Origin of the sequence: Sulfitobacter sediminilitoris (genome assembly GCF_010667575.1) — a bacterium.
Classification (GTDB): Bacteria; Pseudomonadota; Alphaproteobacteria; order Rhodobacterales; family Rhodobacteraceae; genus Sulfitobacter; species Sulfitobacter sediminilitoris.
This window is the reverse complement of the sequence record NZ_JAABNT010000011.1, coordinates 145868-170214: the sequence shown is the minus strand read 5'-3', so window position 1 is coordinate 170214 and position 24347 is coordinate 145868. Positions and strand designations below refer to the sequence as shown.

21 protein-coding genes and 1 tRNA gene are annotated in these 24347 nt (G+C 58.2%); 13 read left to right on the top strand and 9 right to left on the bottom strand.

Annotation, left to right across the window (positions count from 1 at the left end):
- Positions 1–404: 404 nt before the first annotated feature.
- Positions 405–1874: a DUF427 domain-containing protein gene (locus tag GV827_RS16885; protein ID WP_235930406.1), complete on the top strand. Its 1470-nt coding sequence runs from the start codon at positions 405–407 to the stop codon at positions 1872–1874.
- A gap of 164 nt (positions 1875–2038) precedes the next feature.
- Here the strand turns inward: GV827_RS16885 and GV827_RS16880 are convergent, their stop codons facing one another.
- Both GV827_RS16880 and GV827_RS16875 read right to left on the bottom strand, forming a co-directional pair.
- Positions 2039–2887 carry an HNH endonuclease gene (locus GV827_RS16880; protein ID WP_164354984.1) on the bottom strand — a complete coding sequence of 283 codons (849 nt, stop codon included), beginning with the start codon at positions 2885–2887 and terminating at the stop codon, positions 2039–2041.
- Complete coding sequence (locus GV827_RS16875) at positions 2887–4452, bottom strand: AAA family ATPase (RefSeq protein ID WP_204325940.1); 1566 nt, start codon at positions 4450–4452, stop codon at positions 2887–2889. Before GV827_RS16875 ends, GV827_RS16880 begins: the two co-directional genes overlap by 1 nt.
- Positions 4453–5023: 571 nt before the next feature.
- Between GV827_RS16875 and GV827_RS16870 the strand changes: the two genes are divergently transcribed.
- The 3 genes from GV827_RS16870 to GV827_RS16860 are packed head-to-tail and all read left to right on the top strand — an operon-like array spanning position 5024 to position 7342.
- Positions 5024–5308 (top strand): DUF3489 domain-containing protein, encoded by a 285-nt coding sequence (locus GV827_RS16870; RefSeq protein WP_164354983.1) that lies wholly within the window; start codon positions 5024–5026, stop codon positions 5306–5308.
- The gene (locus GV827_RS16865; RefSeq protein WP_164354982.1) at positions 5298–5705 is read left to right on the top strand and encodes a DUF2924 domain-containing protein; all 408 of its coding nucleotides are present in this window, start codon (positions 5298–5300) and stop codon (positions 5703–5705) included. The genes GV827_RS16870 and GV827_RS16865 overlap by 11 nt, the downstream gene beginning before the upstream one ends.
- On the top strand, positions 5702–7342 hold the full coding sequence (locus GV827_RS16860; protein ID WP_164354981.1) for a recombinase family protein: 1641 nt from the start codon (positions 5702–5704) through the stop codon (positions 7340–7342). Before GV827_RS16865 ends, GV827_RS16860 begins: the two co-directional genes overlap by 4 nt.
- A gap of 534 nt (positions 7343–7876) precedes the next feature.
- On the opposite strand, the gene GV827_RS16855 is transcribed toward GV827_RS16860, so the two are convergent.
- On the bottom strand, positions 7877–8287 hold the full coding sequence (locus GV827_RS16855; protein WP_164354980.1) for a PH domain-containing protein: 411 nt from the start codon (positions 8285–8287) through the stop codon (positions 7877–7879).
- Between the two features lie 78 nt (positions 8288–8365).
- Here GV827_RS16855 and GV827_RS16850 point away from each other — a divergent pair, with 78 nt between their 5' ends.
- From GV827_RS16850 to GV827_RS16830, 5 genes are all read left to right on the top strand, one after another.
- Positions 8366–8503: a hypothetical protein gene (locus tag GV827_RS16850; protein WP_164354979.1), complete on the top strand. Its 138-nt coding sequence runs from the start codon at positions 8366–8368 to the stop codon at positions 8501–8503.
- 64 nt (positions 8504–8567) lie between these two features.
- Complete coding sequence (locus GV827_RS16845) at positions 8568–8798, top strand: hypothetical protein (RefSeq protein ID WP_164354978.1); 231 nt, start codon at positions 8568–8570, stop codon at positions 8796–8798.
- Positions 8799–8800: 2 nt separating this feature from the next.
- A complete protein-coding gene (locus GV827_RS16840) occupies positions 8801–9001 on the top strand; it encodes a hypothetical protein (RefSeq protein WP_164354977.1) in 201 nt (66 codons plus the stop codon).
- A 48-nt stretch (positions 9002–9049) separates the two neighbouring features.
- Entirely contained in the window at positions 9050–10342 is a 1293-nt protein-coding gene (locus GV827_RS16835; protein ID WP_164354976.1) for a DUF6538 domain-containing protein, read from the top strand.
- Positions 10339–10518, top strand: a complete 180-nt coding sequence (locus GV827_RS16830) for a hypothetical protein (RefSeq protein ID WP_164354975.1) — start codon at positions 10339–10341, stop codon at positions 10516–10518. Before GV827_RS16835 ends, GV827_RS16830 begins: the two co-directional genes overlap by 4 nt.
- 170 nt (positions 10519–10688) lie before the next feature.
- Here the strand turns inward: GV827_RS16830 and GV827_RS16825 are convergent, their stop codons facing one another.
- Positions 10689–11774, bottom strand: a complete 1086-nt coding sequence (locus GV827_RS16825) for an IS630 family transposase (protein WP_164354993.1) — start codon at positions 11772–11774, stop codon at positions 10689–10691.
- A 1166-nt stretch (positions 11775–12940) separates the two neighbouring features.
- Between GV827_RS16825 and GV827_RS16820 the strand changes: the two genes are divergently transcribed.
- Entirely contained in the window at positions 12941–13768 is an 828-nt protein-coding gene (locus tag GV827_RS16820) for a hypothetical protein (RefSeq protein WP_164354974.1), read from the top strand.
- 745 nt (positions 13769–14513) lie between these two features.
- Here GV827_RS16820 and GV827_RS16815 read toward each other — a convergent pair.
- The 5 genes from GV827_RS16815 to GV827_RS16795 all read right to left on the bottom strand — a co-directional run bounded on the left by GV827_RS16815 (position 14514) and on the right by GV827_RS16795 (position 19825).
- Complete coding sequence (locus tag GV827_RS16815; protein ID WP_164354973.1) at positions 14514–15968, bottom strand: hypothetical protein; 1455 nt, start codon at positions 15966–15968, stop codon at positions 14514–14516.
- A gap of 405 nt (positions 15969–16373) precedes the next feature.
- A tRNA-Gln gene (locus GV827_RS16810) sits at positions 16374–16448 on the bottom strand.
- A gap of 60 nt (positions 16449–16508) precedes the next feature.
- Complete coding sequence (locus tag GV827_RS16805; protein WP_164354972.1) at positions 16509–17828, bottom strand: mechanosensitive ion channel domain-containing protein; 1320 nt, start codon at positions 17826–17828, stop codon at positions 16509–16511.
- Positions 17829–17957: 129 nt separating this feature from the next.
- The gene (locus GV827_RS16800; RefSeq protein ID WP_164354971.1) at positions 17958–18947 is read right to left on the bottom strand and encodes an NADPH:quinone reductase; all 990 of its coding nucleotides are present in this window, start codon (positions 18945–18947) and stop codon (positions 17958–17960) included.
- 410 nt (positions 18948–19357) lie between these two features.
- On the bottom strand, positions 19358–19825 hold the full coding sequence (locus GV827_RS16795; RefSeq protein WP_235930410.1) for an SH3 domain-containing protein: 468 nt from the start codon (positions 19823–19825) through the stop codon (positions 19358–19360).
- A 163-nt stretch (positions 19826–19988) separates the two neighbouring features.
- Between GV827_RS16795 and GV827_RS16790 the strand changes: the two genes are divergently transcribed.
- From GV827_RS16790 to GV827_RS16780, 3 genes are all read left to right on the top strand, one after another.
- A complete protein-coding gene (locus GV827_RS16790) occupies positions 19989–20975 on the top strand; it encodes a 2-hydroxyacid dehydrogenase (protein ID WP_164354970.1) in 987 nt (328 codons plus the stop codon).
- Positions 20976–21093: 118 nt separating this feature from the next.
- The gene (ggt, locus tag GV827_RS16785; protein WP_164354969.1) at positions 21094–22872 is read left to right on the top strand and encodes a gamma-glutamyltransferase; all 1779 of its coding nucleotides are present in this window, start codon (positions 21094–21096) and stop codon (positions 22870–22872) included.
- Positions 22873–22940: 68 nt separating this feature from the next.
- Positions 22941–24347, top strand: a complete 1407-nt coding sequence (locus GV827_RS16780; protein ID WP_164354968.1) for an FAD-binding oxidoreductase — start codon at positions 22941–22943, stop codon at positions 24345–24347.

Below are 24347 nucleotides of genomic sequence, written 5' to 3'. Positions count from 1 at the left end.
GGAGATTGCGTATCCGGAGGTAAAATCAGGAGTGACTGGAAAGAGCTTGCTCTTGCTGAAGTTGAAGGGGAAGTCACGGATGGGCTAAGGCCTACTTCATTGTGGTAGGTTTGTGGGAGAAACCGGCGCTGAGCCGACTTTGGCGACATCGATTGTCGCTGCAACGCAGCTTCGAGGAAGCGGACATTGATCGACCAGACAGCATCTGCTCTGTCACAAAAACCGCACCACTGGATCCTTCACAAAGCCTTCGATTGGATGGTTCTTGGCAAGTGCTCTCTTCGTGCCCATGTTTGTAAGGCCGCTCTACATACGAAAAAGGCCAACCGATGACCATTCAGCCCAGCAACATCTCCTCGGGTTATGCCCTTGAGGTCGTCGACTTGCCCGGTGAGGTGCGCGCGATGCGCGGTGACACCCTGCTCGCAAAAAGCCGAAACGCTAGAGTGGCGTTTGAGACGCGCCTCGCTCCGGTCGTCTATTTCCCACCCGAAGACGTCGTGGCAACGTTAGGAGAGTTAACCGACCTCAAGACTTTTTGCCCGTTCAAGGGGACAGCGCGCTACCGCGACCTCGTCCTCCCTGGCGGCCCCGTGCCCAACGCGGTATGGACCTACGCCAATGCGCTGCCCGAGAGCGCGCGCATCGAAGGCCATCTTGCTTTCATGCCAGGTGTTGCCGACCAAATTCGAATTGAAGCAGGGCCTATTGAGAGGCCGAAGTATGCGTCTGCGTCCGGACCCATGATCGATTGGCTCCTGAGAGAAGCAGGCTTCATCCCGACCCCTGAGGCACTCACCAAAGCACTCGGTGAGAAGCTGCGCGAACACGGCGTACAGGTTACACGGATCAGTATTATGATCTGGTCTCTCCACCCCCTTATCGCTGGCAAGAACTATGTCTGGGACCATGCCAAAGCGGATGTGTCCACTTTTGCCCCGTCTTATGAAATCCACGACCACCCAGCCTTTGTGAACTCGCCGCTCCGCCACGTTTCTGACGGACTTGGGGGTGTACGCCAGCGGCTCGGCTCCGACTATGCCGAAAACAGCTTTCCGATCATGGAAGACCTGCGCGACCAAGGCGCAACCGATTACGTCGCAATGCCGCTGCCGTTTTCGGACGGGCGCGTCAACGTACTGACCGTCACTGGCGATCACCCCGACGGCTTTTCTACTGCCAATCTCGGTCTCATCTTTGAATGTATCTTTGTTATCTCACGCTTTTTCGAAGTCTTCACGCAACGCGAAAACGCACAATCACTACTGGAAACATATGTTGGTAAACGCGCCGGGGCGCGCGTGTTGGGAGGTGAGATCCGGCGCGGTGACGGTGATGAGATAGATGCAGCTATTATGTTCTGCGACTTGCGTCATTCCACGCGCTTGGAGGAAGAGCTGTCCAGAGGCACTTATCTGGAGCTGCTCAACCACTTCTTTGAAACCACTTCGAGCGTGGTGCATGAACATGGCGGGGAAGTGCTTAAGTTTATCGGTGATGCGATTTTGGCAGTGTTTCCCGCCGGAGAGGACGCAAAGGCAGCCTGTGCCACGGCACTGGCTTCGGCCCGCGAAACAGTGGAGGAACTACGCAGCCATCCGAATTGCGAAGGTTCGGTCGGTGTCGCATTTGGCCGTGTTACATACGGTAACGTCGGCTCGAAAGAACGGCTCGATTTCACCGTCATCGGCCAGGCCGCCAACATCGCCGCGCGACTCTGCGACCAAGGCAGACACTCAGGCCACGCTATTGTGGTGACGGACGAAGTGCTGGGCGACGATCAAGATGCAGACGACCTTGGAGGCTTGGTTCTGCGAAATGTCGGTGCACCCGTCCGCTGCCATGGAATTGGCATAAACCACACTCAGACCTAAAAAATCATCTAATTTTCTGAATGAGTGGTTCCCGCGGAAACCTGCGATTTTTGGCTACGCCAACACTTTCGGCCCGGAGCCGCCATTGGCAACCGGTGCAGCAAAGGACCGCAAGCGGCAGTATCTGCGTAATAGCAGAAAGCTCGCGAGCCGACAGTCGCCCATTATGGGGCTATGCGGAAGCCACCATTACAGTACCAGTCAGAGCCAGAGAGCGCTTCGTAGAGCGCTGAACGCCAAGAGTTTCGACTGGCGGCAATGCGGGATCTGTGCTGCCGGGCAAGATGCGCTTGCACGGCGTCTCCCCCGCCTTCCGCAAACAGCTCTTCGAGCATCTCCGCAATGTCAACGATCTCGTCTGCAGCGGCATCACTGTAGAGGCCCGCAAGTCCAAGTCCTTCAAATTGAGTATTGATGCGCGAGAGCTGATCGGGGGTCAGTTCATCTGGTGCGTCGACATAGAATTCTGCGACGGCAGGCGTCGAATGGACCAACTCGGCCTTTAACCAGTTCGCATGATCCACATTATCAAAATACGGGTGAAGGTAGAGGTCTCCTGGACCTGTCGGCACCGCCTCGGATTTCAGCCTGTTGCACCGGTCGCAACACCCGACAAGATTTGTGGGCTTCACTGCAAATGCCGGATATTGTGTCTTGGGCAATAAATGGTCCAAAGTTTCGACCGGACCATAACAGCAGAACGGGCATCTATTGTTTGTCGGAAGGATCATTAGGGCATCGTAAACGGGGCGCGCCGGAACACCTTTCCTCACCATGCGAGTGGTGTAGTTTTTCTTGAGATCGAGCCCCGCAACGTCACCGACACCCGCTTCGTGGGCAATGATTAGATGCAGTTCTTCAACTTCAGCGAGGGCGTCGTAGTGAGCGGATCGGTCCAAGATCTCCTGTCTGATGCCGTTCATGCGGCCTCGCAAACCGGGGTTTCTAATGACGCCTATGCATTGATCAAAAGTCACGCCCGTATCGATATCGGGCCGTTCTACGCGCCACATCAGCCATCATCCTCAGGCGCACGCCGGTGTAACATCGCACGGATAAGCGCTTGCCCCTGAGCACCGATTTCGTCGTCGAAACGGTCCATAACGGCGTCGAAAGTTTCTTCCTGCCCAACGATGTCGCGGATCATGCGGTGAAAGCCTGAGCGATCCACCTCGAGCCCGAATATCTCGCGGGTTAGTATGCTAACCGTCTCGGCAAACGTTTGAATTTCCGGGCGTTCCGCATTCGACGAGAGACCATGCCTTAATATTTTCCAAACGCAGGTGGAGGGGACTTCCTGGACTACGACCGGGGAATGGGTCGCAATGATCGCTACACCGTTCCGATTTGTCAGCAGATCGGACAGTCCTCGGACAAATGCCGAAAGAAGGGGCGGGTGGAGATGAGCTTCGGGCTCGTCCATCAAAACCAGAGTGCGTTCCTCAACTAATTCGACAAGTCTGGTGATGGTGAGCAGCACAATCTTGTGCCCCGAGCTAAGCTTCCGGTATAGCGCCCGAGCCTCGTCAAGAAACTCTTCCTCGTCCGTGATGTCTGCAAGGTTGGCGACCTCAATCTCGCCAAAGAGGCTGTCGGTCTCAAGTGTCTCGAGTGCACGCTTCCACCGGGATCTCCGAATTCCACGCGAGCAAATTAGGGCGCTATTGGCAAAATCTACGCTTAGTCGCGCGATATCTTGAGTAATAATCTTCCTGTCTTGCTTGCGGCCAACCAGTTTCTTCAAACCGACATTAGTGTAACCGATGATTGCTTTCTTTTTGTCAGGCGTATCGCCGATGGTAAGAAAATCATCGAACGCACTGAAAGTTACACTGACCAAGTTAGCGAACGTTTCACTGCTGTCGCCTAAAAGGTCAAAATCTGACTCCTCGAATGAGAAACCGCCGTCACGTCGTCTTGTCGATGTAGGGTCTACAAGCGCACGTGTCATCCCATTGAGAATGCGCGTCTTACCGACGCCGTTTCGTCCGATCAACACATGGATGTTTGTTGGTGGCGAAGCGTAGGGTACGACTTCAAAGCTCAGTTCGATAGGATCTGTCAGTGATTTCGGGGTTTTGGCCGCGCGGTAGGAGAAATTGAAGGGCGTGAGCTCCACGCCCTCCTTGATGACGGCGCGGTATTGGATCTCCGTTTTGCGCGCCCCGGAAGATCGCATGAGCGATTCTGTCATCACGTCTTCTTGGATTGCACGCGCATAGAGTTCTTCGTCATAAGCGGTATCGCGAAGTGCGCGAAAGATCTCAACACGCTCACCTTCAGGTAGGCCCATCAAAGCCTTATAGTAATCAATGTCTTGGCCCAGCGAAAAGAACTCGTCAGACAACGCTTCGAACTGCTCTGGAAGGTCTGGGCGCCGTTGTTTATTACCCCAGTCGAATTGACCAATTTTGACCGACCCTATTTCGTGCTTTTGCCCAGCTCGGTCGAAATAGGTGAAATAGTACATCGTGTTGTAGGTGAACCAGTCGTCCCACTGGTCTGTCCAAAGGTAGCCAACCTCCATGCCTTCTTTGGGCGAATGGTCTGACTTGGTTGGGACAACGATGAATTTCATAGCGCTAAATTTCCTCGGAAGCGCACGCGTTTACAGGCGCTCTTGATGCAGGGTTGCAAGCATTTTGACGTTAGCGTCGGAAAAATAGACCTTTCGTTTCTTTCTCAAGCTACGCAGGATAATCACACAACACGACCTAAAGAGCATTGTCGGCGCATCGATCGAAAAAGGCCCACAAAAAACGTCCTCCGAGTTTCAATTAGCCCGGGGCACCTGAGCACGGGCTCACGGTCATCTGGGGGGCTAAGAAAGTCAATAGTTGCACAGATCTACGCCGGAGCAGCGTCAAACGTGGCGCTGGGCTTCCGACGCGAGTTCTCAATAGCTGATCTTTGCGCATATCGGTCGTTTGCGCATCTCGCAGCGAACGACCGCTCCCCGCCCTTCATGTATCTCGTTCCGGCCGCTTGATCGCGGTAGTTTCAGCTTCCCCGCTGAACTGACTGGACTTCGCTGGCCACCAGAGCGGTACTGTCCGCACGCCATGACCCATTCGCAGGCGCCGCCCGCTTAGCCCGGGCTCTGCTCAGTAGCAGCGGAATTTCTCCGCTGATCATCTGAGGAGACAGATATGACCACATCAAGAACCCAACCTGGCGCCACCACCCGCACGACCAAGAAGGCGCAGCTGATCAAGCTGCTGGGAACCAAATCCGGCGCTGACATCAAGACACTGAGTGACAAGCTGGGCTGGCAGCAGCACACGACGCGGGCAGCCATGAGCGGGCTGCGCAAAGCCGGCTACGAGGTGGCAGGGGAAAGGCCTGCCAAAGGTGGTATGTCAAAGTTCCGCATCTTGTCTGCGCCAGCTGAGCAAAACGACACAGCAGCAGCGGTGTCAGCAGATGGGGCGTGATCCCAACCCAGAACGTCCCGCCACACTGGAACACTGGGAGGTGGTCTTTGGATCGCCTCCGCCAGCATACCTGTCGGTGCCCTTCATGCAAAAGGCGATCCACTATGAACAGCAGTGCAAGGCGCAGGGCGGGCTACCCGCGACAACGCGTCGGGTGCTGCGACAGATTGCGAAGGGGGAAGCTGTCGCCAAGATAGCCCCGGCAAAGCTGAGCGCAGGTGCGCATCTCGTACGCGATTGGAATGGCCGAACGTATCAGGTGCATGTGACAGAGAGTGGGTTTGAGATGGATGGCAAAACATGGTCGTCGCTCTCGGCCATTGCCAAACACATCACAGGTGCCACATGGTCCGGCCCACGCTTCTTCGGCCTGAACAGCAAAGCAAAGCGGGCATGAAGAAGCTGCGCTGTGCCATCTACACCCGCAAGTCATCTGAGGATGGCCTGGAGCAAGAGTTCAACTCATTGGATGCGCAGCGCGAAGCCTGTACGGCCTATATCGCCAGTCAGAAGCACGAAGGCTGGGTGCTGCTGCCTGAGCACTATGACGACGGCGGGTTGTCAGGCGGATCGCTCGAACGGCCGGCGCTCCAGCAGTTGCTGCAGGACATTGCGGACGGACGTGTCGATCAGATCGTTGTTTACAAGATAGATCGTTTGACCCGCTCCCTTGCTGACTTCTCCAAGATCGTCGATACCCTGGATGCGGCCCAAGCCTCATTTGTCTCCGTTACCCAATCGTTCAACACCGCAACCAGCATGGGACGGCTGACACTGAACATGTTGCTCTCATTTGCACAGTTCGAGCGGGAAGTGACGGCTGAACGCATCCGCGACAAGATCGCAGCCTCCAAGCGCAAGGGTCTTTGGATGGGAGGCAGCGTGCCCATGGGATACGATCCAGCCGGGCGGACGCTGACCATCAATGCGCCAGAAGCAGCCATCATTGAACAACTCTACGATCTCTACGAAGAGCATGGCACGGTTCGTGAGGTGAAAGCACAGGCTGAACAGCTGCACCTGCGCACGCGTCGACGTGAAACGAGCGCTGGCAAGCAAACCGGGGGCGGCCTGTTTGATCGGGGGCATATCCATCACATCCTCACCAACCCGATCTATGCGGGCAAGATCCGGCACCGCAATGAGGTGCACGCGGGACAGCATGAGGCGATCATTGATCCAGACCGCTGGGACCGCATCCAGGAGGCCCTGCAGAATGGCGCGACGAAGGGCAGGGCGCGCAGGGCCACACAGCAGCAATCCCTGCTCTGCGGAAAACTCTTTGATGAAACGGGAGATCGGCTCACGCCATCGCATTCGAAAACCAAGGCAGGGGCGCGGTTGCGGTACTACGTGTCTCACCGGCTCATCAAAAACAGCGGTGAAGCCAATAAGGATGGCTGGCGGTTGCCAGCGCAAGAGCTGGAGACAAAGGTTGCACATCTCCTGCAACAGCACCTCAACAATCCGATGTTCATCAGCAACGTGGTTCAGGGTGCTTCGGCTGCAGCAGTTGCAACGGCCAGAACTAAGATCAAAGCGATCAGCACAATTCAGGACATCAAGCCAATCCTAGAGCTCCTGGAGCGCATTGATCTGGCCCCCGGCGAACTTTGCATCCGGATAAATGCGGAAGAGCTCAGTAAGTTGTCTGAGCAAGCGCAAGAGGAACTCACCGAAAATGACCTGACCCTCACAACGCCGTTCCAGCTGCGCAAACGTGGTGTTGAGACAAAGCTGATCTTTGCGGAAGATCCCCCGGAGCGTGATGACACCCTGATCAAGAACATCGCGACAGCACATCACTGGTTTGAGCTGATCAGAGCAGGCCAGACGTTGTCAGAGATCGCCAAGGCATACGGCACCTCATCCCGCCGGGTGCAACAGATCATCGAACTGGCCTTTCTCGCGCCCGACATCACGAACAGGGTTCTTGAAGGCACCCAGCCTCTCGGATTTACATCCGATTGGTGCAAGCGACACTCTCTGCCAAGCGACTGGCAAGAGCAGCGCGCCCTCATCGCGACTCTCTGACATCGCACGACCGGACACTGCTACCGCGCAAATGCGATCTGCAGACTCATGGGGATATTGGAGCGGTTGCGCGGCGCACTGACAGTCTGGGCAGAGATACCACCGTCATAACCCACGGATAACGCGCGGCTATCTCAAAGAACACCTGCACCGTCTGTGCTGTAAGGAGTGTGTGGCTGGGATGGTAGGAAACCTTGCCCCTCGATACCTTTCATCGACTTAGCCACAGACCGCCGCAAAGTGGGGCAGTTTTGGGGGCATTCCGTAGCGAGAGCGAAGCGAGGGGGCAGTTTAGGCGACACAGGGCAGTAGTGCGTCGTGAGCCAGGGCGTGGCGTAGGCATTCTGGTGGTGTTGTCCGTTATGGTAGCAGACAGTACAGTGACGGCTGTCAGGGGCTTGTGAGGGCCTCTCACTGGCCCCCATACGTGCAGGACACCACTATCAACCTGCAGGGGCACCCGCTCTCATCCCACGCATATCGCACATCGAGCCGACATCGGGAATCTTCTGTCAGGCGGCAAACACTAGGGGTTTATTTATTTTCCTGTGTTTCCATGAATATCTGGCGGAACTTCAAAGGGTTAGATATCCCTAAAACGGGAGTTTGCGGGCTTCCTGCTCCAGAAACAACAATTGATCCAAAATTCAAGAGACGGCCAAGTATACTTTGATCAACCTGAACGCTCTCAACTTTCTGGAGGTTAATCTCGATAGTTGATCGACGAATGAACCCAAACTTTGCGATGATACGCCTATTGGTTATGGCTAGCTCAGTTGAGAAGTATTTTATGGCTGCAGAAGCCCAAAAAAGAAGTCCTATGCCGTAAAACGGGAGCAATACCAGTCCGGCAACAAGCAAATGCGAAAGTGACCAACTACTTATATAAGCTTTGTAAACTACTTGCTCATCTTTGATCAGCGAACTTTCAACATAACTCGACATTTTAGTTTTCCTCGGAATACCAACCTTTGGTTCCTTTAGCTACCGACCACCGCAAGGGCAAGAAGGAGTCAATACTGTATGAAACGTCTTCGTGCTGACCAACGGGGGCGACTTTATCTGGCGGACCCGAAGGATCAGGTCGAAGGCAGGCTTGCCATAGCGGGTGTGTCTGATTGTGGCACATTGCCTATCTTGGAGCGCCTTCGCCCACTCTGAGCGAGAACTAAACCGAGCAATCCCAGGCATCTATACAAAGTAAACCTTCACAGGAGATGTATAGATGTTCACTACCTTCCCGCTGCTTGTCGCAGTAGGGGTCGGCTCTCGGCTGGCCCTCTCTCTGGCGCTGAGACGGCGCTACGGCCTCTCGCTGGAAGTCCCACAGGTCCTGGCTGTCGGACTGATCGTGCTGGCTGCCCTGCCTGCCTGGCTTACCCCGGTGTCCTTGCCTGTGCCTCTCGGGTTGGTTCTCGGGGCTGTCCTGCCTGACCTTCTGCTGCGGAGGGCCTGAGCATGGATGACCCCTTCAACCTGCACGAAGACGACGTCGTGGTCATCAAGGCCTTCGACGAGTGGCCCGAGCACCTGTTCCAGGTCTGGGAGGTCTATGATGACTGCATCACAGGCTACTCCCTCTCAGGCCCCCTCGAGGGGGTCTACGGCGAACCCGCCTTCGACCTGATCCTTCGGGTCCACAGCCGCGCTGACGGCTGACCTCACACCAATCCAACACAATCAAACCTACATGAAAGGAGAGGACCTATGTCTTCTGCTCCCATTCGCTATGCCTACCTCAAGGGTCAGACATGGCTCTATCGTCGGAACTACCCCAAGGAAGTGGCTGCTGTCCTCGGGCAGCAAGCCCTGAAACAGTCGCTGAAGACCAGTGACGCCAAGGTGGCCCGGAAACGGGCGGCTGAGGTCAACGTGCGGTATGATGACACCGTGCAGCAGGTCCTGTCAGGGGCCGCCTCTCTGCCACAGAGTGCCACAGGAGAGACCTCTGGATGGGCGACCCCATCGGAAGTTGCTCTTGCACGCCTCCGGGCCACTCTGGAGCACGCTGAGCCGGCCCGGTATCTGGAGGAGCTTCAGACAGTACCAACTGTCCAGGAGGCGGCCAGACAGTACCTTCTGCTGCGCCAGCGTGAACTGCGCCCCGGGGGCTTCAAGTCGGTGCGCTACTCGGTCGAGTTGTTCGCCTCGAAGTATGGGGGCCTGACCCTTCCGGAGGTGACCCGGGATCACGGGCGGGAATTCCTGTCTCTGATCGCCCAACTGAGCCCCTACCTTGGCAAGTCCAGGAAGACCCGGGGTCTCTCCCTTGATGCCTCTGTCGCATGGTCCCGCTCGGCAGACAGCCGCAGGATCACGGGGCGGACCCAGCGTCGTATCTGGTCACAGGTGAAGCACTGGCTGGACTGGTGTGTCTACGAGGGAGAGCTGGAGACCAACCCCTTCGACTCCGTCAGGTTCGAAGCCAAGGTCCGGTACCACCCCTACGCTGTCCCGACTGACGACGAGGTCAGGGCGCTCCTGGAGCAGGAGGATCCCCACATCGGTCACGTTCTGCGTCTCTGTCTGCTGTCAGGGATGCGATCAGGGGAGGCCGTCGGGCTCATGAGGGAGGACCTTGTCGACAAGGGCAACCTTGGGTGGTTCTTCCACGTCAGGCCCAATGCCCTGCGTCTGTTGAAGACTGAGGCAGCGGAGCGGCAGGTGCCGGTGCATACTGAGCTGTATACCCTGCTGGATCAGCTGCCCAAGTCAGGCCCTCTGTTCCCTGATCTCACCGTCAATGAGGTCACGAAGCAGTTCGCCCGGTTGCGCAAGCGGCTGGACATGGAGCGGCCCGGGCTGGTGTTCCACAGCACCCGGAAGTGGTTCATCACCCAGTGTGAGCGGACAGGTGTCCTTGAGCACTTCACAGCGTCTCTGGTCGGGCACAAGTCAGCCCGGTCGGAGAACGGGATCACCTACAGCATCTACTCGGCTGGCATCAGCGATGAGCAGAAGCGGGCGATCATCGACCAGATCAGGTTGCCGTCGTCATGATGGTTCCTCCTGACATTGAAGCCTTCGAGGAACGTGCTGCCATTGCAGAGTTCGATGGGGGTCTGACCCGGGCAGAGGCTGAGGACGTGGCCGCTCAGGATCAGGGCTTCATCAGTGCCCAGTACTACTGGCAGTGGCTCGCTGACTACGTCGTCAACAAGGGCTATCCCCGATGACAAGTTTCCCGGCTGGCATTGCGCTGGCCGGGAAACCTTCAATTGATCCAATGGCAGTTGAGCGGACCTTCCCGCCGTTCGCGGAAACCAGTGCGGCGGTGGCTACCTGCGCATCACCGGCATTGAGCTCAGGCGGGCAATGTCTGGTCTGCGAAGTGTCTTGACCTCTCCTATCGCCACCGAGGGTCCTTGCAATTGTTGCTATCGCAAAAGGTAGAGGGCACTCGTTCTTCTCCCCAGATACGTTTTCCGGCTCGCTTCGGGCTTTCGCGAAACTGTTGGTTTCGATCAGAAAAGTACTGATCTATGGCAGCACGTGTATCCTCCACTGACGGGTAGTCAGAATTGTGGATAATAGATCGGGCCATTCCGCTAAAGACGGACTCAATGACATTCAGAAACTGTGCGCCAGCAGGAAGCGGTGCAATCTCGACGCGAGGGAGATTGGCACCGACTGCGGTCTCGTTGTGCTCTTTGATTCTTTGCTTCAGTTTCTTCGAGACATGCCACGACGCGGCGTCCCAAGACAGGAAAAGTGTTCGTCGATCCGCGTACCTGTCAATCAGCAGCTCCAACATCCGGATCATTTCTTTCGTGTTCTTTTTCTTGCTATAGAAATGCGTAACCTGATTTGCGCTCAACTCTAGAGCGGCAGTGACAATCAGGCATCCTTTTGATTTTTGCCATTGTGGCACAACCCGCTGTGGCCCTGGAGGACCGAGCATTAAACCCTGTTTCATTTTCACAGCTAGCGGGCCAAACTCATCAATTGAAAAAAAGGCTTCATCCGATGCGAGGTTCGCCAGAATCTTCTGAACCATAGAGAGTTTTTTGCGATACTCGGGGTCAGTTGATGTAAGGACAATCCTCGCCTTGCGCCATTTCCAACCAGCGCCCCGGATGATTTGGCGGAGGACTTGATGTGAGACTGGAAACCCTTGTCGAGAAAGAACGGTCCGAAGGTCGCGCATGATCCAAGATGTTCGGTTGATGGCGTGGTCTCGTGGCGGCTGATGCAGCACGCGAAAAACCGCAGCCTTCAGTTCTTCGTTCTCTGCCATGCGGGTACCTCTCTTCATTGGGGCAAAGAGTTGTTCGACACCTCCATCGAGGTACGCCCTCAGGTAGCGGCGGCACGTGTTTCTACTGATACCTAGACACAAACTGATCCGTCTGATCGAAAAGCCTTGTTCATGCGCAAGAACCGATATGGCCCGGTTGCGCTGCCGACTACTTGGATCGTGGACCTTTCGCATCAAATGATCGATGACGTCTTTCTGCCCACCCGGAGTCCTTTCCAGACGGTCTCCGCGGAGTCGATCGATCCAATCTGCTACTTCGTTAGCGCGCTCCATCCGGCGGTCCCGATGTAGGTGCAGAGTCACATTCGCCGATCCACTCTGTACGTGCGGATCAATCCGATACATCCGGGGCGACTTCTTGATTGTCAGGCTATCAATTGTCCCCTTGCTACCAGTCGGCCTAATCACGAAACTTACTTGGGGAATTTGCACGGCTCGGCAATGTCTACGGACACAGTCGTAACTCCCACCGTATCCATGATGATCTCGAATGTTCCGATAGATCGAGGCCATACTTCTGCGTTCGCACTGCGGAAGGGTTTCATTTTCTGCGAGCATTGAGTAGATCAATTGCTCATATTCGGTAGTCGCGCTCTCCCGTGGCCTACGTGAAAACCGGACAGGCAGATCGTGTCGCAGTACCTTTCGGACAGTATTGCGGCTCAATCCCTCAGATTTGGCCACTCCTCTGATCGATTTTCCTTCGACAAGAACCCGACGCCGAATTTGCGCCCATTGGATTGGATCGGTAAGCATGAATGGACCTCCTATTCAGCCCCAACCTTCGTGTGAGGCACTACTTTTTCCTTCTTCGGGTCCCTTTGGGCGATGGACGCTCTATGTGGGCTTGGTCCGAACTGAATACGCATATTTCGGAAGAAGACCGGACATCTGAGTCATTCCGTCGGATGACCGCATTGTCGGCATTCTATCAGTTTGTGCCGAGTGCAGCATTCGGTAGTTTGGGCTCTAAGCCGACCTTAGCTGGTTTCTTAAGGCAGTTGGCAGGGCCGCACTCTAGAGGTTCGGCCAGCTTCCCTAGCAGCTTGCTGCTCTGGTCGGTTTCGCTTCCTTCTTAACCTCTCTTACGTTGGCTCGGAGGAACCACAATCGAATGCCAATGCCTCTTGGGAGAGCCCTGCTGTCCCCCGGCCCCTTTTTAACTTTGCCCAACTCAGCTGCGATTTCTAGCTCTTTAGGTAGAAAGAAATGCAGCCTTTTGATCGGCAAACAAGCAGTCCCTACCCACGCCTCAAAACTACGCGGGCAATGCAGACTGAATCAGATCATAGTTGCAATTGAGAAAACCACATTGCTAATGATCGTAACCGGAGATCAAAATGAAACGCCTTGGAACGTTAGTTCTGGCCTTGTGCCTCGCCCTTTCACTCAGCCTGAATGTCGCGACCGTAGCATTCAGCGCCGTCGCTACCTTGGTTTCGTCGGCCTACAGCGCAGTTACCGGCGCTCGATCCGTGGTCTCGTCGCTCCAGGCCAAAAATGCTGATCTTGATCGGGAGCTCAAAAGAACGAAGACTAAAGTCACCACTCTGTCCTCCGACCTTGATGTTCGAGATAAGAAGATAAATCAGCTCACCAAAAAAGTCTCACTGAAGGATAGGAGAATAACAACCCTTACCGCCAAGGCCCGCAACCCTTCCGTGAGGTATCGAGGAGCCCAAAAGCCGCTTAGCGCAGCCGTGAGCGACACGGTTGGCAGGCTGTCCAAGCGGACCACTATCGCTGCGAGCCGAAACGTGTCCTCTCTGTTCGCCAGCAGTATCCCCTTTGTGGGGGTCGGAGTCGGTGTCGCGGTCACCGGCTACGAGCTGAAGGACGGCTGCGATAACCTGAAGGACCTCCGGGAGCTCGAAGTCGCCCTGAACCCCAGTGCGAAAGAGTCCGACGAGCAGCAGAGAGTCTGCGGCACTATTCCTCCCACCCGGGAGGAGGTGATGGCCAAGGTCCGCTCGGCTCCCGGAGAAGTCTGGGAGGGAGCCAAGCAGTACGTCCCTGAGCTCCCGGAGGTGGACTTCGGGGGAGCGTGGGCGTCTGGGCTGGAGTCTGCCGGAGACGCTCTGGGGCGGGCTGGAGAGACTGCTAGCGATGCTGGCAGGTCTGTCTCTGACGCTGTGCGGGGAGGCTGGAACTGGGTGTGGGGAGAGTAGCGGTTTCGGTGAAGTGGGAGCGGGTGACCCTCGGCTGGCGGGTGCTGGCCGGGGGTGCAGCACTTCGCTTTCTTTTTGCCTGACTAGGTCTCTCCTGCAACCGAAACGAGGGGGGAGCTCTCAGCGAGCAGTATTGGCGGAGGGCTCAAGGGGGCGAGAGGGTGGTGCGGTGGCGAGGAGGCCTCTGGCAACTGGGAAGTCGCCCCGGAAGACACGCTGACGGTCTGAGAGCGGGGGGCGGCAAGGATGTTAATCAACTGGGTACAGTAGGTTGGGCCTGATCAGCGTCACCCGTAACACCCGTTCTGCCCCACTTTCCGCCCCAGTTTCGCTGGCCAGCCGGGGGAGTTGATAGAGATCAGGGGGCGACAAGGTCTCCTACCATCCCAGCCACTTCTTTCTTACATGATGGGTACGGGCCTCTGAGGGGCGTCTCGGGTCAGAAATGCCCCCAAAAATGCCCCCGCTGTTTCGGACCTGAGGTGAGCGGCCGCCAGACAGTTTACCCGCACGGTGGACAGGTCCACCTCCCGGAAGGCGACCCTCGACTGGCTGCGGCTGGTCGGGGGGGAGCCACTTCGCTTTTTTCATCGGAGCGGGGGAGGTCAAGGAGGTGCAGCAGCCGGGGCACTCTGGCGGGCTGTCACCTCTGGGTAATAGGTATAAGTAATGGAGAAGAGGAAGGGAGAGACCACTGCTCCTCCTGCTCCCCCATACCATCGAGGAAGCCAATCCCCCCAGCACATCAGGGAAGTGGAGAGACAGTTCGTCCTACCCGTTCCTCCCAAGCGGCCTTGCGAGCCAGATACCCCTCGCAGCGAACGACTCGCGCGTCCCTCCACTGCTTCAGGTCCTCCCGTTTGTCAGCATCGATTTCATCCAGACCGACACCGACCCTGTCTATAGGCAGTGGTCGCCCCACAACCGCCTCAGAGGCCTCCGCCAACACCCACCGCAGCTCCCCCACTCGCGTGTAGTCAACGATGAAGCTGTCGTGCACCGACAGCACGACCACCTCTTGCTTAGCGAAGTGCCGGTGAACCCGTTCAGCGATCTGGCTATCGACGTTCATCAGCCGAATGCCTTGGTCCGCGAAAACAAGGTCCCGCAGGAAGTGGTATCGCTCCAGGAGCTTGTCCGTCAGAGCCTTGAGGTCTTCATTGGTCAGGGTCTTGCCCATGTGTCCCGTCGGCCACTCGCTCCGGAAAGACCGGTAGGCGGAGGGTCGGTCAGCGGCATTGAGCGCGGTCAGGACAAGCTTCTTGAGCAGCGTCCTCTGGAGGCTTGGTGGCGCCCTCGGTATCGTTCCCTCAGGCAACAGATAGGGATCGTCTGGGAGGTCTGCGCCCTGTTCCGCGGCCAGGAGCTGAAGGTGCAGCCCCTTGAAGTCAACCTCAACCGTCGGGGTGTCGTCAATCAGAATGTCTTTGCGATAGTCGGAGCTGATCTGCTGCCACCAGCCCCCGTAGAAGCGCCCGTTGCAGCCCCAGTCGCCCCGGCTATAGACGCGCCGAATGAAGTGATGATGGTGACTGATCTGCTGGATCACATCCCGTCCGTGGTCCTGACCCGTCACCAGTTGTGGCTGTTCCAAGGTGCTCACGTCGATGAAGTGATTTGCCAGCACAAGGTTGTAGGCACGTAGCTCCCCACGTTGGCGGTTGGTCTCGTCGGTGTCCTCGTAGTCGACCAGCTTGTCCTGCGAGCCCCGGAGGATCACACACTCCTGGGTTCGAACCCGAGTGATGTCGTCCCGCGTCACAGCTGACCTGTCGAAGAGTGCCCGGAGCCTATCTGAGGCCCGAACCCTGGTTACGCGGTTCCCACCAGCTCCTGCTCCGCTGTAGGACCCCTTGGCGATCACAAGGTACTCCGCTTCTACAAGTCGCTTGATGACCTGAATTATGTGCTTGCTGATGCCCAGCGCATTGTACCGGGATCGGGTGTCATAGGCGTTGGCGTTCATCGAGACACCGATGCTCAGCTCCGTGTCTTCTAGCCAAGCCACGTAAATGTCGAGGATCAGGATCTTCAGTTGGGTCCTGAAGGGGGTCTTGGGCTTCGGTCCGGGTCTAGGGCCCTGCATGTCCTTGAAGACTTCATCCCAAAGCTGGTCGACCCAGGCTCCCACCTCTGGATGCTGCGACCAGCGGTGGACATCAATCGGGCGGCTATGGAAAGGGTCGAGGATAGCTGTCATTGGGTTCCCGGGCTCTGCGTCAGGACCTTAGATAGGGGTGCAGGGGGATGAGGATAAGGGGGGATTGGCTTCCTCGATGGTATGGGGGAGCAGGAGGAGCAGTGGTCTCTCCCTTCCTCTTCTCCATTACTTATACCTATTACCCAGAGGTGACAGTCCGCCAGAGTACCCCCGGCTGCTGCACCTCCTTGACCTCACCCGCTCCGATGAAAAAAGCGAAGTGGCTCACCCCCCGACCAGCCGCAGCCAGTCGAGGGGCGCTTTCCGGGAGGTGGACCTGTCCACCGTGCTGGCAAACTGTCTGGCGGCCGCTCACCTCAGGCTGGAAACAGCGGGGGCATTTTCGGGGGCATTTCTGGCCCGAGAGGCCCTAAGAGAACCCGTAACGACGATGAAAAGAAGAGTTGGCTGGGATGGTAGGATTCGAACCTACGGTACACTGTACCAAAAACAGTTGCCTTACCACTTGGCTACATCCCAACGTGAGCCGCTAATTAAGGGGCTAAGCTGCGTAGCGCAAGACCCGTTTTGGCAATTTTCCTATTCCTCGGTGGCATTGTCGGTCAGCAAGTCACGGCGGGAGAGTCCGGCGCGCTCCTGATCGACGATTTGCTCCAGTTCCTTGTCCGCTGTGGCGTCCACGTCCTGTACAGGCGCAGGTGGGGCTGGGGGTGTGGCGGGCTCTGCCTTGGTCTCTGCCGAAAGCCGCGTGATTTCTGCGCCGCCGGTGTCCAGCCTGTAGGTCGGGAACGGTGCGGCCATTCCGGCGGCTTCGAACGCGGCCTGGGTCAGGCGGATGGCCTCTGAACGGGCCAGCACGATGTTGGTTTCGGTCTGGTTGATCCAGGCGGCCATGTTCAGCGTGACCCAGAAATCATCGACCGATTCGACCCAGACCGATACTTCGGGCGTTTTCAGCACAAAGGGCAAGTCGCTGATGGTGTCCAGCGCGATCTGTTGCGCTTGGGCCAGATCAGCCTCGCCAGACACGGACAGGGCGAAAGTAAACCGCCGTTCGGCGTTGCGGGTGAAATTGACGATGCGGCTTTTGAAAACGGTCGCATTGGGAATGCGGATGTGGTTGCCATCAAAGCTCAGCAAAATGGTCGCACGCGACGTCAGGCGAATGACCTTGCCGGTATCGCCGTTGATCTCGACCGTGTCATTGGGCCGAAACGGTTGGCGGATTGACAGCATGACCGATGCGATAAAATTCTCGACCGTGTCACGCACGGCGAAACCGATGGCAAGGCCTACGATCCCCGCCGCCCCCAGAATGCCGGAAAGCAGGGCGGTCGCCCCAAGGATATCAAGGGCAACAACCAGCCCGCCAATGACAAAGACCAGCCGAATGATCTGGCGATAGATATCGGCGATAAAGGCGTTTGGCGACAACCTGTCCCACGGCTGCTGGCGCCGGGCCAGCCAAAAGCCAAAGATGATGATGACAACGAAAACCGCAAGCCCGATCAGGGCCAGCGGCAGGAAGGCGATCATCTGGGTGGCGCGGGTCATGAAACGGTCAACGGCAGGGTTCAGCCGTTCGACCACGTCCGTTGTCTCAAGCACTTCATTCTCAATCGCGACCACGCCTTGAACCCGGCCGACCAGCTCGTTCAGGCGCGTGGCCGATGACATGTCAAGCGTGGTGCCGCGCAGCGTGACGATGCCAGAGGAAACTGTCACGCTTACATCGTCATAGCCGTCAAGTTCCCCAAGGATATCGCGGATGCGATTGGCGATGGCGGCGTCGGCCTGCGCGTTGTCCTCAACGGTGATGGTGCCGGTGGGCTGATCCGCCGTTTGTGCAAGAAGCCCAAGGGGAATCAACAGGTAGACAATCAGAGCAAGCAGGCGCATTCTGGAAAATTCCTTGGTCGATCAATGCGCCAAGCCTAGGCGCGGTGGCGCTGGATGGCAATTCTCTGATCACACAAGTCCAGCGCTGATTTCCGGCCAGTTCACATGCGCCCTTTGCGCCCCCGTGCGTCAGTCCTGACAGTCGATCAGAATCGCGCCCGTCCGGCCCCCTGCCTCGACAGCTTCATGTGCGTCGGCCGTTTCGGCCAGCGGATAGATACGCTCAACCGGGCAGGTCAGCGCATTGTCCGTCAACGCTGCGTGCAACTGAGCAATCCGTGCGTCGCGTTCAGGCTTGGGCAGAAGGTAGATCAGCAAGATGTCGATCGTGACTGCTTTGAACAATAGCGGAAAGAACGGCAGCACAGGCTGCATGTTCTTGGCCGATCCATAGACAGCAAGTCTGCCGTTGGGTGCGATCACTTCGGCGTTCAGATCCACGTTCACACCAAATTCGACCTCGACAATGGTCGGGATCAGCGCACCGTCGTTCGCGTTGAGGATTTGTGCCGCGACGTCGTGCGCGCTGTAATCCAGCACGGCGTCTGCCCCGGCTTCTTTCACGCGCTCCATGTCACGCGGGCTGCAGGTGGCGATGACCTTCGCGCCACCCCACTTGGCAAGCTGCACCGCCAAAAGCCCGACGGTTCCGGCCCCGCCACTGATCAGTACCGTTTGCCCCGCAATGTCGCCGCCGCCAAAGACTGCCTCTGCTGCGGTCAGGCCGGGGATGCCAAGGATCGCTCCGGTCTCAAAGCTTACCCCATCGGGCAGTGGGACGGCCATGTCGGCGGGCAGGGTGATGAATTCAGCAGCGGTGCCATGGGGGCGTTGCCACTGGCCGTTCCAGATCCAGACGCGCTGGCCAATGCGGTCGGGGTTCACGCCGTCGCCCACGGCGTCAATCACGCCCGCGCCATCGCTGTGGGGGATGATCTCGGCAAAGGCGGGTTTGTCCAGACCCGGTCGCCCGGCGCGGGACTTTACGTCAGATGGATTCACGCCGGAAAACCTCAGCTTGACCCGGACTTCGCCCGCTTGCGGTGCGGACGCCTCAAGGTCTTTCCAATGCAGCACGTTCCGGGCTGTGCCAAAGTCTGAATAGGTGATCGCGCGCATATGGGGTTCCTCTTGAATCTGCTCGGTCGTGCCACCCTGAAGGAAAGAAGCCTGCCATTCAATTCCCGCGGACAGATGATGCCTGTATCGAGGGGCTGGCAGATTACGCGTTCGCATCTCACGAAGTTGAGGGGGTGATGTCGGGGCGGCGGGACAAGATCACGTGGGGCTGCGGGTGTCGGGGCATTTCCTGCAAGAGGATGTCAGCCGGGAACTGACACGCCGGATTGACGCGTTTATTGCTGCGGCCCGCTAGGCGGGGTTTTTCGTCTGCAACGGCACGTGGCCTCACAAAACAAGAGCGGGTTTTGCTGTCTCAGTCCCTGTAGGTGGCGGTTGCCCATGGGCAATTCAGGATTCAATACATCGATTCAAGGAATTATAATTAACTAACAAATACTTAACAGGTGTCACTCGCGCACTTCGTTCGCACCGACACCCCATATCCGCGACTTAGGCGCCCATCCCTTGTAGCCACCTGTGCGCAACTCACACCATTCCAGATCGCAGTCGCCCAGCCGTGCTACGACCCCCAGCTCCAATGCGGCGGAAACCGGCGCGTTGGGGTCGGGACGGACGTGCAGCTGCAGCATGTCCTGTTCAACCAGCACCGTGCGCGTGCCAGACAAAAGCGAATAATGCACCCAGCCGCCCATGCCATCGCGGTCCTCGACCCGGCGCCAGTGGCCATGCTCTGCGGTGATCCGTAGCGGCATGTCGCGGCGGCGAAACACCCAATCGATGCGGTGCGACAGGCTGGGACCGCGCCGCACGTTGCCTTCCGAGGCCTTCATGGACACGAACCGGGGGATCGGTAAATTCGTCACCGGACCCACCTCTCCTGCGCGGCTGCCAGAGGGAAGCGCGATCGTTATCATCAACAGTACAGCTAAGGTGCTTTTGAACATCGAACGGAACATGGGTGCTGCCTGCACTGTCACTTGATTTGCTCTTTTTGCGGCAAGGGGTTCTTGTGCCTCCGGCTCGCATGAGACACCATGGGCGCAAGCGAAGACAAGGCCAAGGTCTGGGAGGACGCAAATGTCAAAAGAACGGTTGAGTGTTGTAGTCACGCGACGGTTGCCGGACGCGGTTGAAACACGGCTCTCTGAACTGTTTGATGTAAAGCTGCGGCTGGATGACGTTCCGATGACCCGGACCGAGCTGACGCAGGCGATGAAGACTGCAGATGTGCTGGTGCCGACCGTCACGGATGAGATCGACGCGGCAATGATCGGGCAGGCGGGTGACCAGCTGAAACTGATCGCGAATTACGGCGCGGGGGTCGATCATATCGATGTCGCCACAGCGCGTCAGCGCGGCATTCTGGTCAGCAACACACCCGGCGTGCTGACCGATGATACCGCCGATATGGCCATGGCGCTGATTCTGGCCGTGACCCGACGGATGCCCGAAGGCATGGCCATGATGCAAAAAGGCGACTGGTCCGGCTGGGCGCCGACAGCGCTGCTTGGCGGACGCGTCAGCGGGCGCCGCCTTGGCATTCTGGGCATGGGCCGGATCGGTCAGGCGGTAGCGAAACGCGCGGCAGCCTTCGGCATGCAGGTGCATTATCACAACCGACGCAAGCTTCATGCGGATATCGAAAACGCGCTGGAGGCGACCTATTGGGAGAGCCTTGACCAGATGGTCGCGCGCATGGACGTGATCAGCGTCAACTGCCCACATACCCCTTCTACGTTTCATCTGATGAATGCACGCCGACTGAAACTGATGAAGCCTGACGCGGTGATCGTGAACACCTCACGCGGGGAGGTGATCGACGAGAACGCACTCACCCGGATGCTGCGCGCAGGCGAACTCAAGGGCGCGGGGCTGGATGTCTATGAACACGGCACCCAGGTAAACCCGCGTCTGCGAGAGCTGGATAACGTTGTGCTGTTGCCGCACATGGGGTCGGCGACGCTAGAAGGGCGTCTTGAGATGGGTGAGAAGGTCATCATCAACATCAAGACCTTTGATGACGGGCACCGGCCGCCCGATCAGGTTGTTCCCTCCATGCTTTGAGCGCGTTTCGGGCCGGATAAGATTGAGCGGGCAAAGCCCGCATGCGATTCATTTGTTTGGGGCTCTGCCCCAAGCCCCGCGGTATTTAAGGCCAAAGAGAGAAACAGGGAGAGACGGTATGCGTGGTATTCTGAGTATCTTGTTTGTGGTGATGGCGGGTGCAGGTGCGGCGCAGCAGGCGGCAGATGCCGTCGCCCCCGAAGCACCGGGGGCCGGGGCGTTTGTAGGCCTGCCCACCGAGATCGCGGCGGCTCTTGAGGCAAAAGAAGCCGGTGTGCCGGTGGTGGCCACTGACTGGATGTTGGCAGCAGCGAACCCACATGCGGTCAAGGCGGGCGCCGATGTTTTGGCTGCGGGCGGCACGGCGGCGGATGCGCTGGTTGCGGTGCAGGTGGTGCTGGGTTTGGTAGAGCCACAGTCTTCTGGTTTGGGGGGCGGGGCGTTTCTGGTCTGGTACGATGCGGAAAGCGGTGTTGTGACCACGCTGGACGGGCGCGAAACCGCACCTCTGGCGGCGACACCCACGCTGTTTCAGGACGAAAACGGCGAGCCACTGAAGTTCTTTGATGCGGTGGTCGGGGGACGGTCTGTTGGCACGCCGGGTACGCCCGCGCTTTTGGCAGAGGTCCACGCGCGCTGGGGTAATCAGGATTGGGCGTCGCTCTTGCAGCCGGGCATTGATCTGGCCGAGGCGGGTTTCACCGTGTCGCCACGCTTGGCGGCCTTGGTCGAGGGGGATCAGGAACGGCTGAGTTCGTCTGGTGTGACGGCCTCCTATTTCATGCCGGATGCGGAAGTGATTCAGCCGGGCAATACGCTGAAAAACCCGGCTTATGCCGCGACCTTGCGGGCCTTCGCCGAAGAGGGCGCAGGGGTATTCTATGGCGGTCAGATCGGGCGCGATATCGTTGCCACGGTGCAGGGGGCATCGGGCAATCCCGGTGTGCTCTCAGAAGTGGACATGTCGATTTATCGGGTGAAAGAGCGCCCGGCGGTCTGCGCGCCCTACCGGGGTTACGAAGTATGTGGCATGGGACCGCCGTCTTCGGGGGCCGTGGCGGTAGGGCAAATCCTGATGGGATTGGAACCCTATGATCTGAGCGCCGGGCCACAGGATGCACAGGTGCGGCGGCTGATCGGGGACGCAGGGCGTTTGGCCTTTGCCGACAGAGGGCGGTATCTGGCCGATAGCGACTATGTGCCGGTGCCTGTCGCCGGGTTGCTGGACCCGTCCTACATGTCCGAACGCGCGTCGGCGCTGGACGGAGAGATGGCGCTGGAAGAGGTGTCGGCGGGCAATCCGACGTTTGACCATGCGCTGATATGGGCGGACGATGACAGTATCGAATTTCCCTCGACCTCGCATGTGTCCATTGTGGACGCTGCGGGCAATGTCGCGTCCATGACCACAACGATCGAGAATGCGTTCGGCTCTCGCTTGATGTTGGGTGGGTTCTTGTTGAACAATGAACTGACGGACTTTTCGTTTCGCACGCACCGGGATGGCGTGCCGATCGCCAATCGGTTGGAGCCGGGCAAGAGGCCGCGTTCCTCAATGGCACCGACGATCGTGCTGAAAGACGGCAAGCCGGTGCTGGCGGTGGGCAGCCCCGGTGGCAGCCGGATCATCGGCTATGTGGCCCAGACCATTGTCGGGGTGATCGACTGGGGGCTTGATGTCCAGCAGGCGGTCAGCGTCCCGCATGCGGTGAACCGGTTTGGCGCCTATGACCTTGAGGAAGGTACTTCCGCGGCAGAGCTTCAAGACCAGCTTGTGGCGCTGGGATACGACGTAAATACGCGTGCGTTGACATCGGGACTGCATGTGATCGCCATTGGCGATGATCTGCGCGGCGGTGCCGATCCGCGCCGCGAGGGTATCGCCTTTGGGCAATGAATCGATAGAACACCGGCACGGGACGGGCCGGTGCGCGGGCAGGGCCTGCAGATGAGGAGGAGGACGTCATGGCAGATGGCGGGGTGCTGATGCGCAATGAAGAGGGCATTCAAGCTGCCCTTGGTGTGTTAAAACAGCAGTTTGGAGAGCGGTTCCAGACCGGGCATTCCATCCGCGAGCAGCATGGACACACCACCACTTGGATACCCAACCAGATGCCGGATGGCGTGGTCTTTGCCAAGTCGACGGCTGAGGTCAGCGAGATCGTCAAGGTGTGCGCCACGCATGGCGTGCCGATCATCGCCTATGGCACCGGCACCTCTCTTGAAGGTCATGTAAATGCCCCGGCGGGCGGTATCTCAATTGACGTGAGCCAGATGGACAGCGTGCTTGAGGTCAACGCGGGCGATCTGGATTGCCGGGTGCAGCCGGGTGTCACGCGCGAGGCTTTGAACACCTATCTGCGCGATCAGGGTCTGTTCTTTCCGATTGATCCGGGGGCGAACGCATCGCTGGGCGGGATGGCGGCGACCCGTGCCAGCGGCACGAACGCGGTGCGCTACGGCACGATGAAAGACAACGTGCTGAGCGTCGAGGCGGTGATGGCTGACGGGTCGATCATCCGCACGGCGTCGCGGGCGCGCAAATCCTCGGCGGGCTATGACCTGACGCGGCTGATGGTCGGCTCCGAAGGTACGCTTGGTATCATCACAGAGATCACCCTGCGCCTGCAGGGCATTCCCGAAGCGATTTCGGCGGCGCGCTGTTCTTTCCCAAGCGTCGAGGCGGCATCCAAGACCGTAATGGCAGTGATCCAATACGGTCTGCCCGTGGCGCGGATCGAGCTGCTGGACACGCTGGTGGTGAAAGCGCTCAACAATTATTCGAAACTGGACCTGCCGGAAGGGCCTCTTTTGCTGCTTGAATTCCATGGGTCAGAGGCAAGTGTGGCCGAGCAGGCGGAAACCTTTGGTATGCTGGCCGAAGAGGAAGGCGGCACCGGCTATCAGGCGACCGCCACGCTGGAGGAGCGCAACAAGCTGTGGCAGGCGCGGCACGATGCCTATTGGGCGATGCTGGCGCTGCGGCCAGGGTGCAAGGCCGTCGCGACAGATGTCTGCGTGCCGATCTCGCGGCTGGCCGAAGCGGTGACCGCGTCGGAGGCCAAGGCGAATGAGCTGGGCTTGATTGCCCCCGTGGTGGGGCATGCGGGTGATGGGAATTTCCATGCGTCGTTGTTGCTCGACATGGAGGATGCCGATGAGGTGGCAAAGGCGGAACACTTTGTCAGCTGGCTGAACGATATGGCGATCTCCATGGACGGCACCTGTACCGGCGAGCATGGGATAGGGCAGGGCAAGCGGCCCTATCTGATCAAGGAATTGGGCGCAGACACGATTGCCGTCATGGGCGCGATCAAGAAAGCGCTTGATCCGCAAAACATCATGAACCCCGGTAAGATACTGGCTGACTGA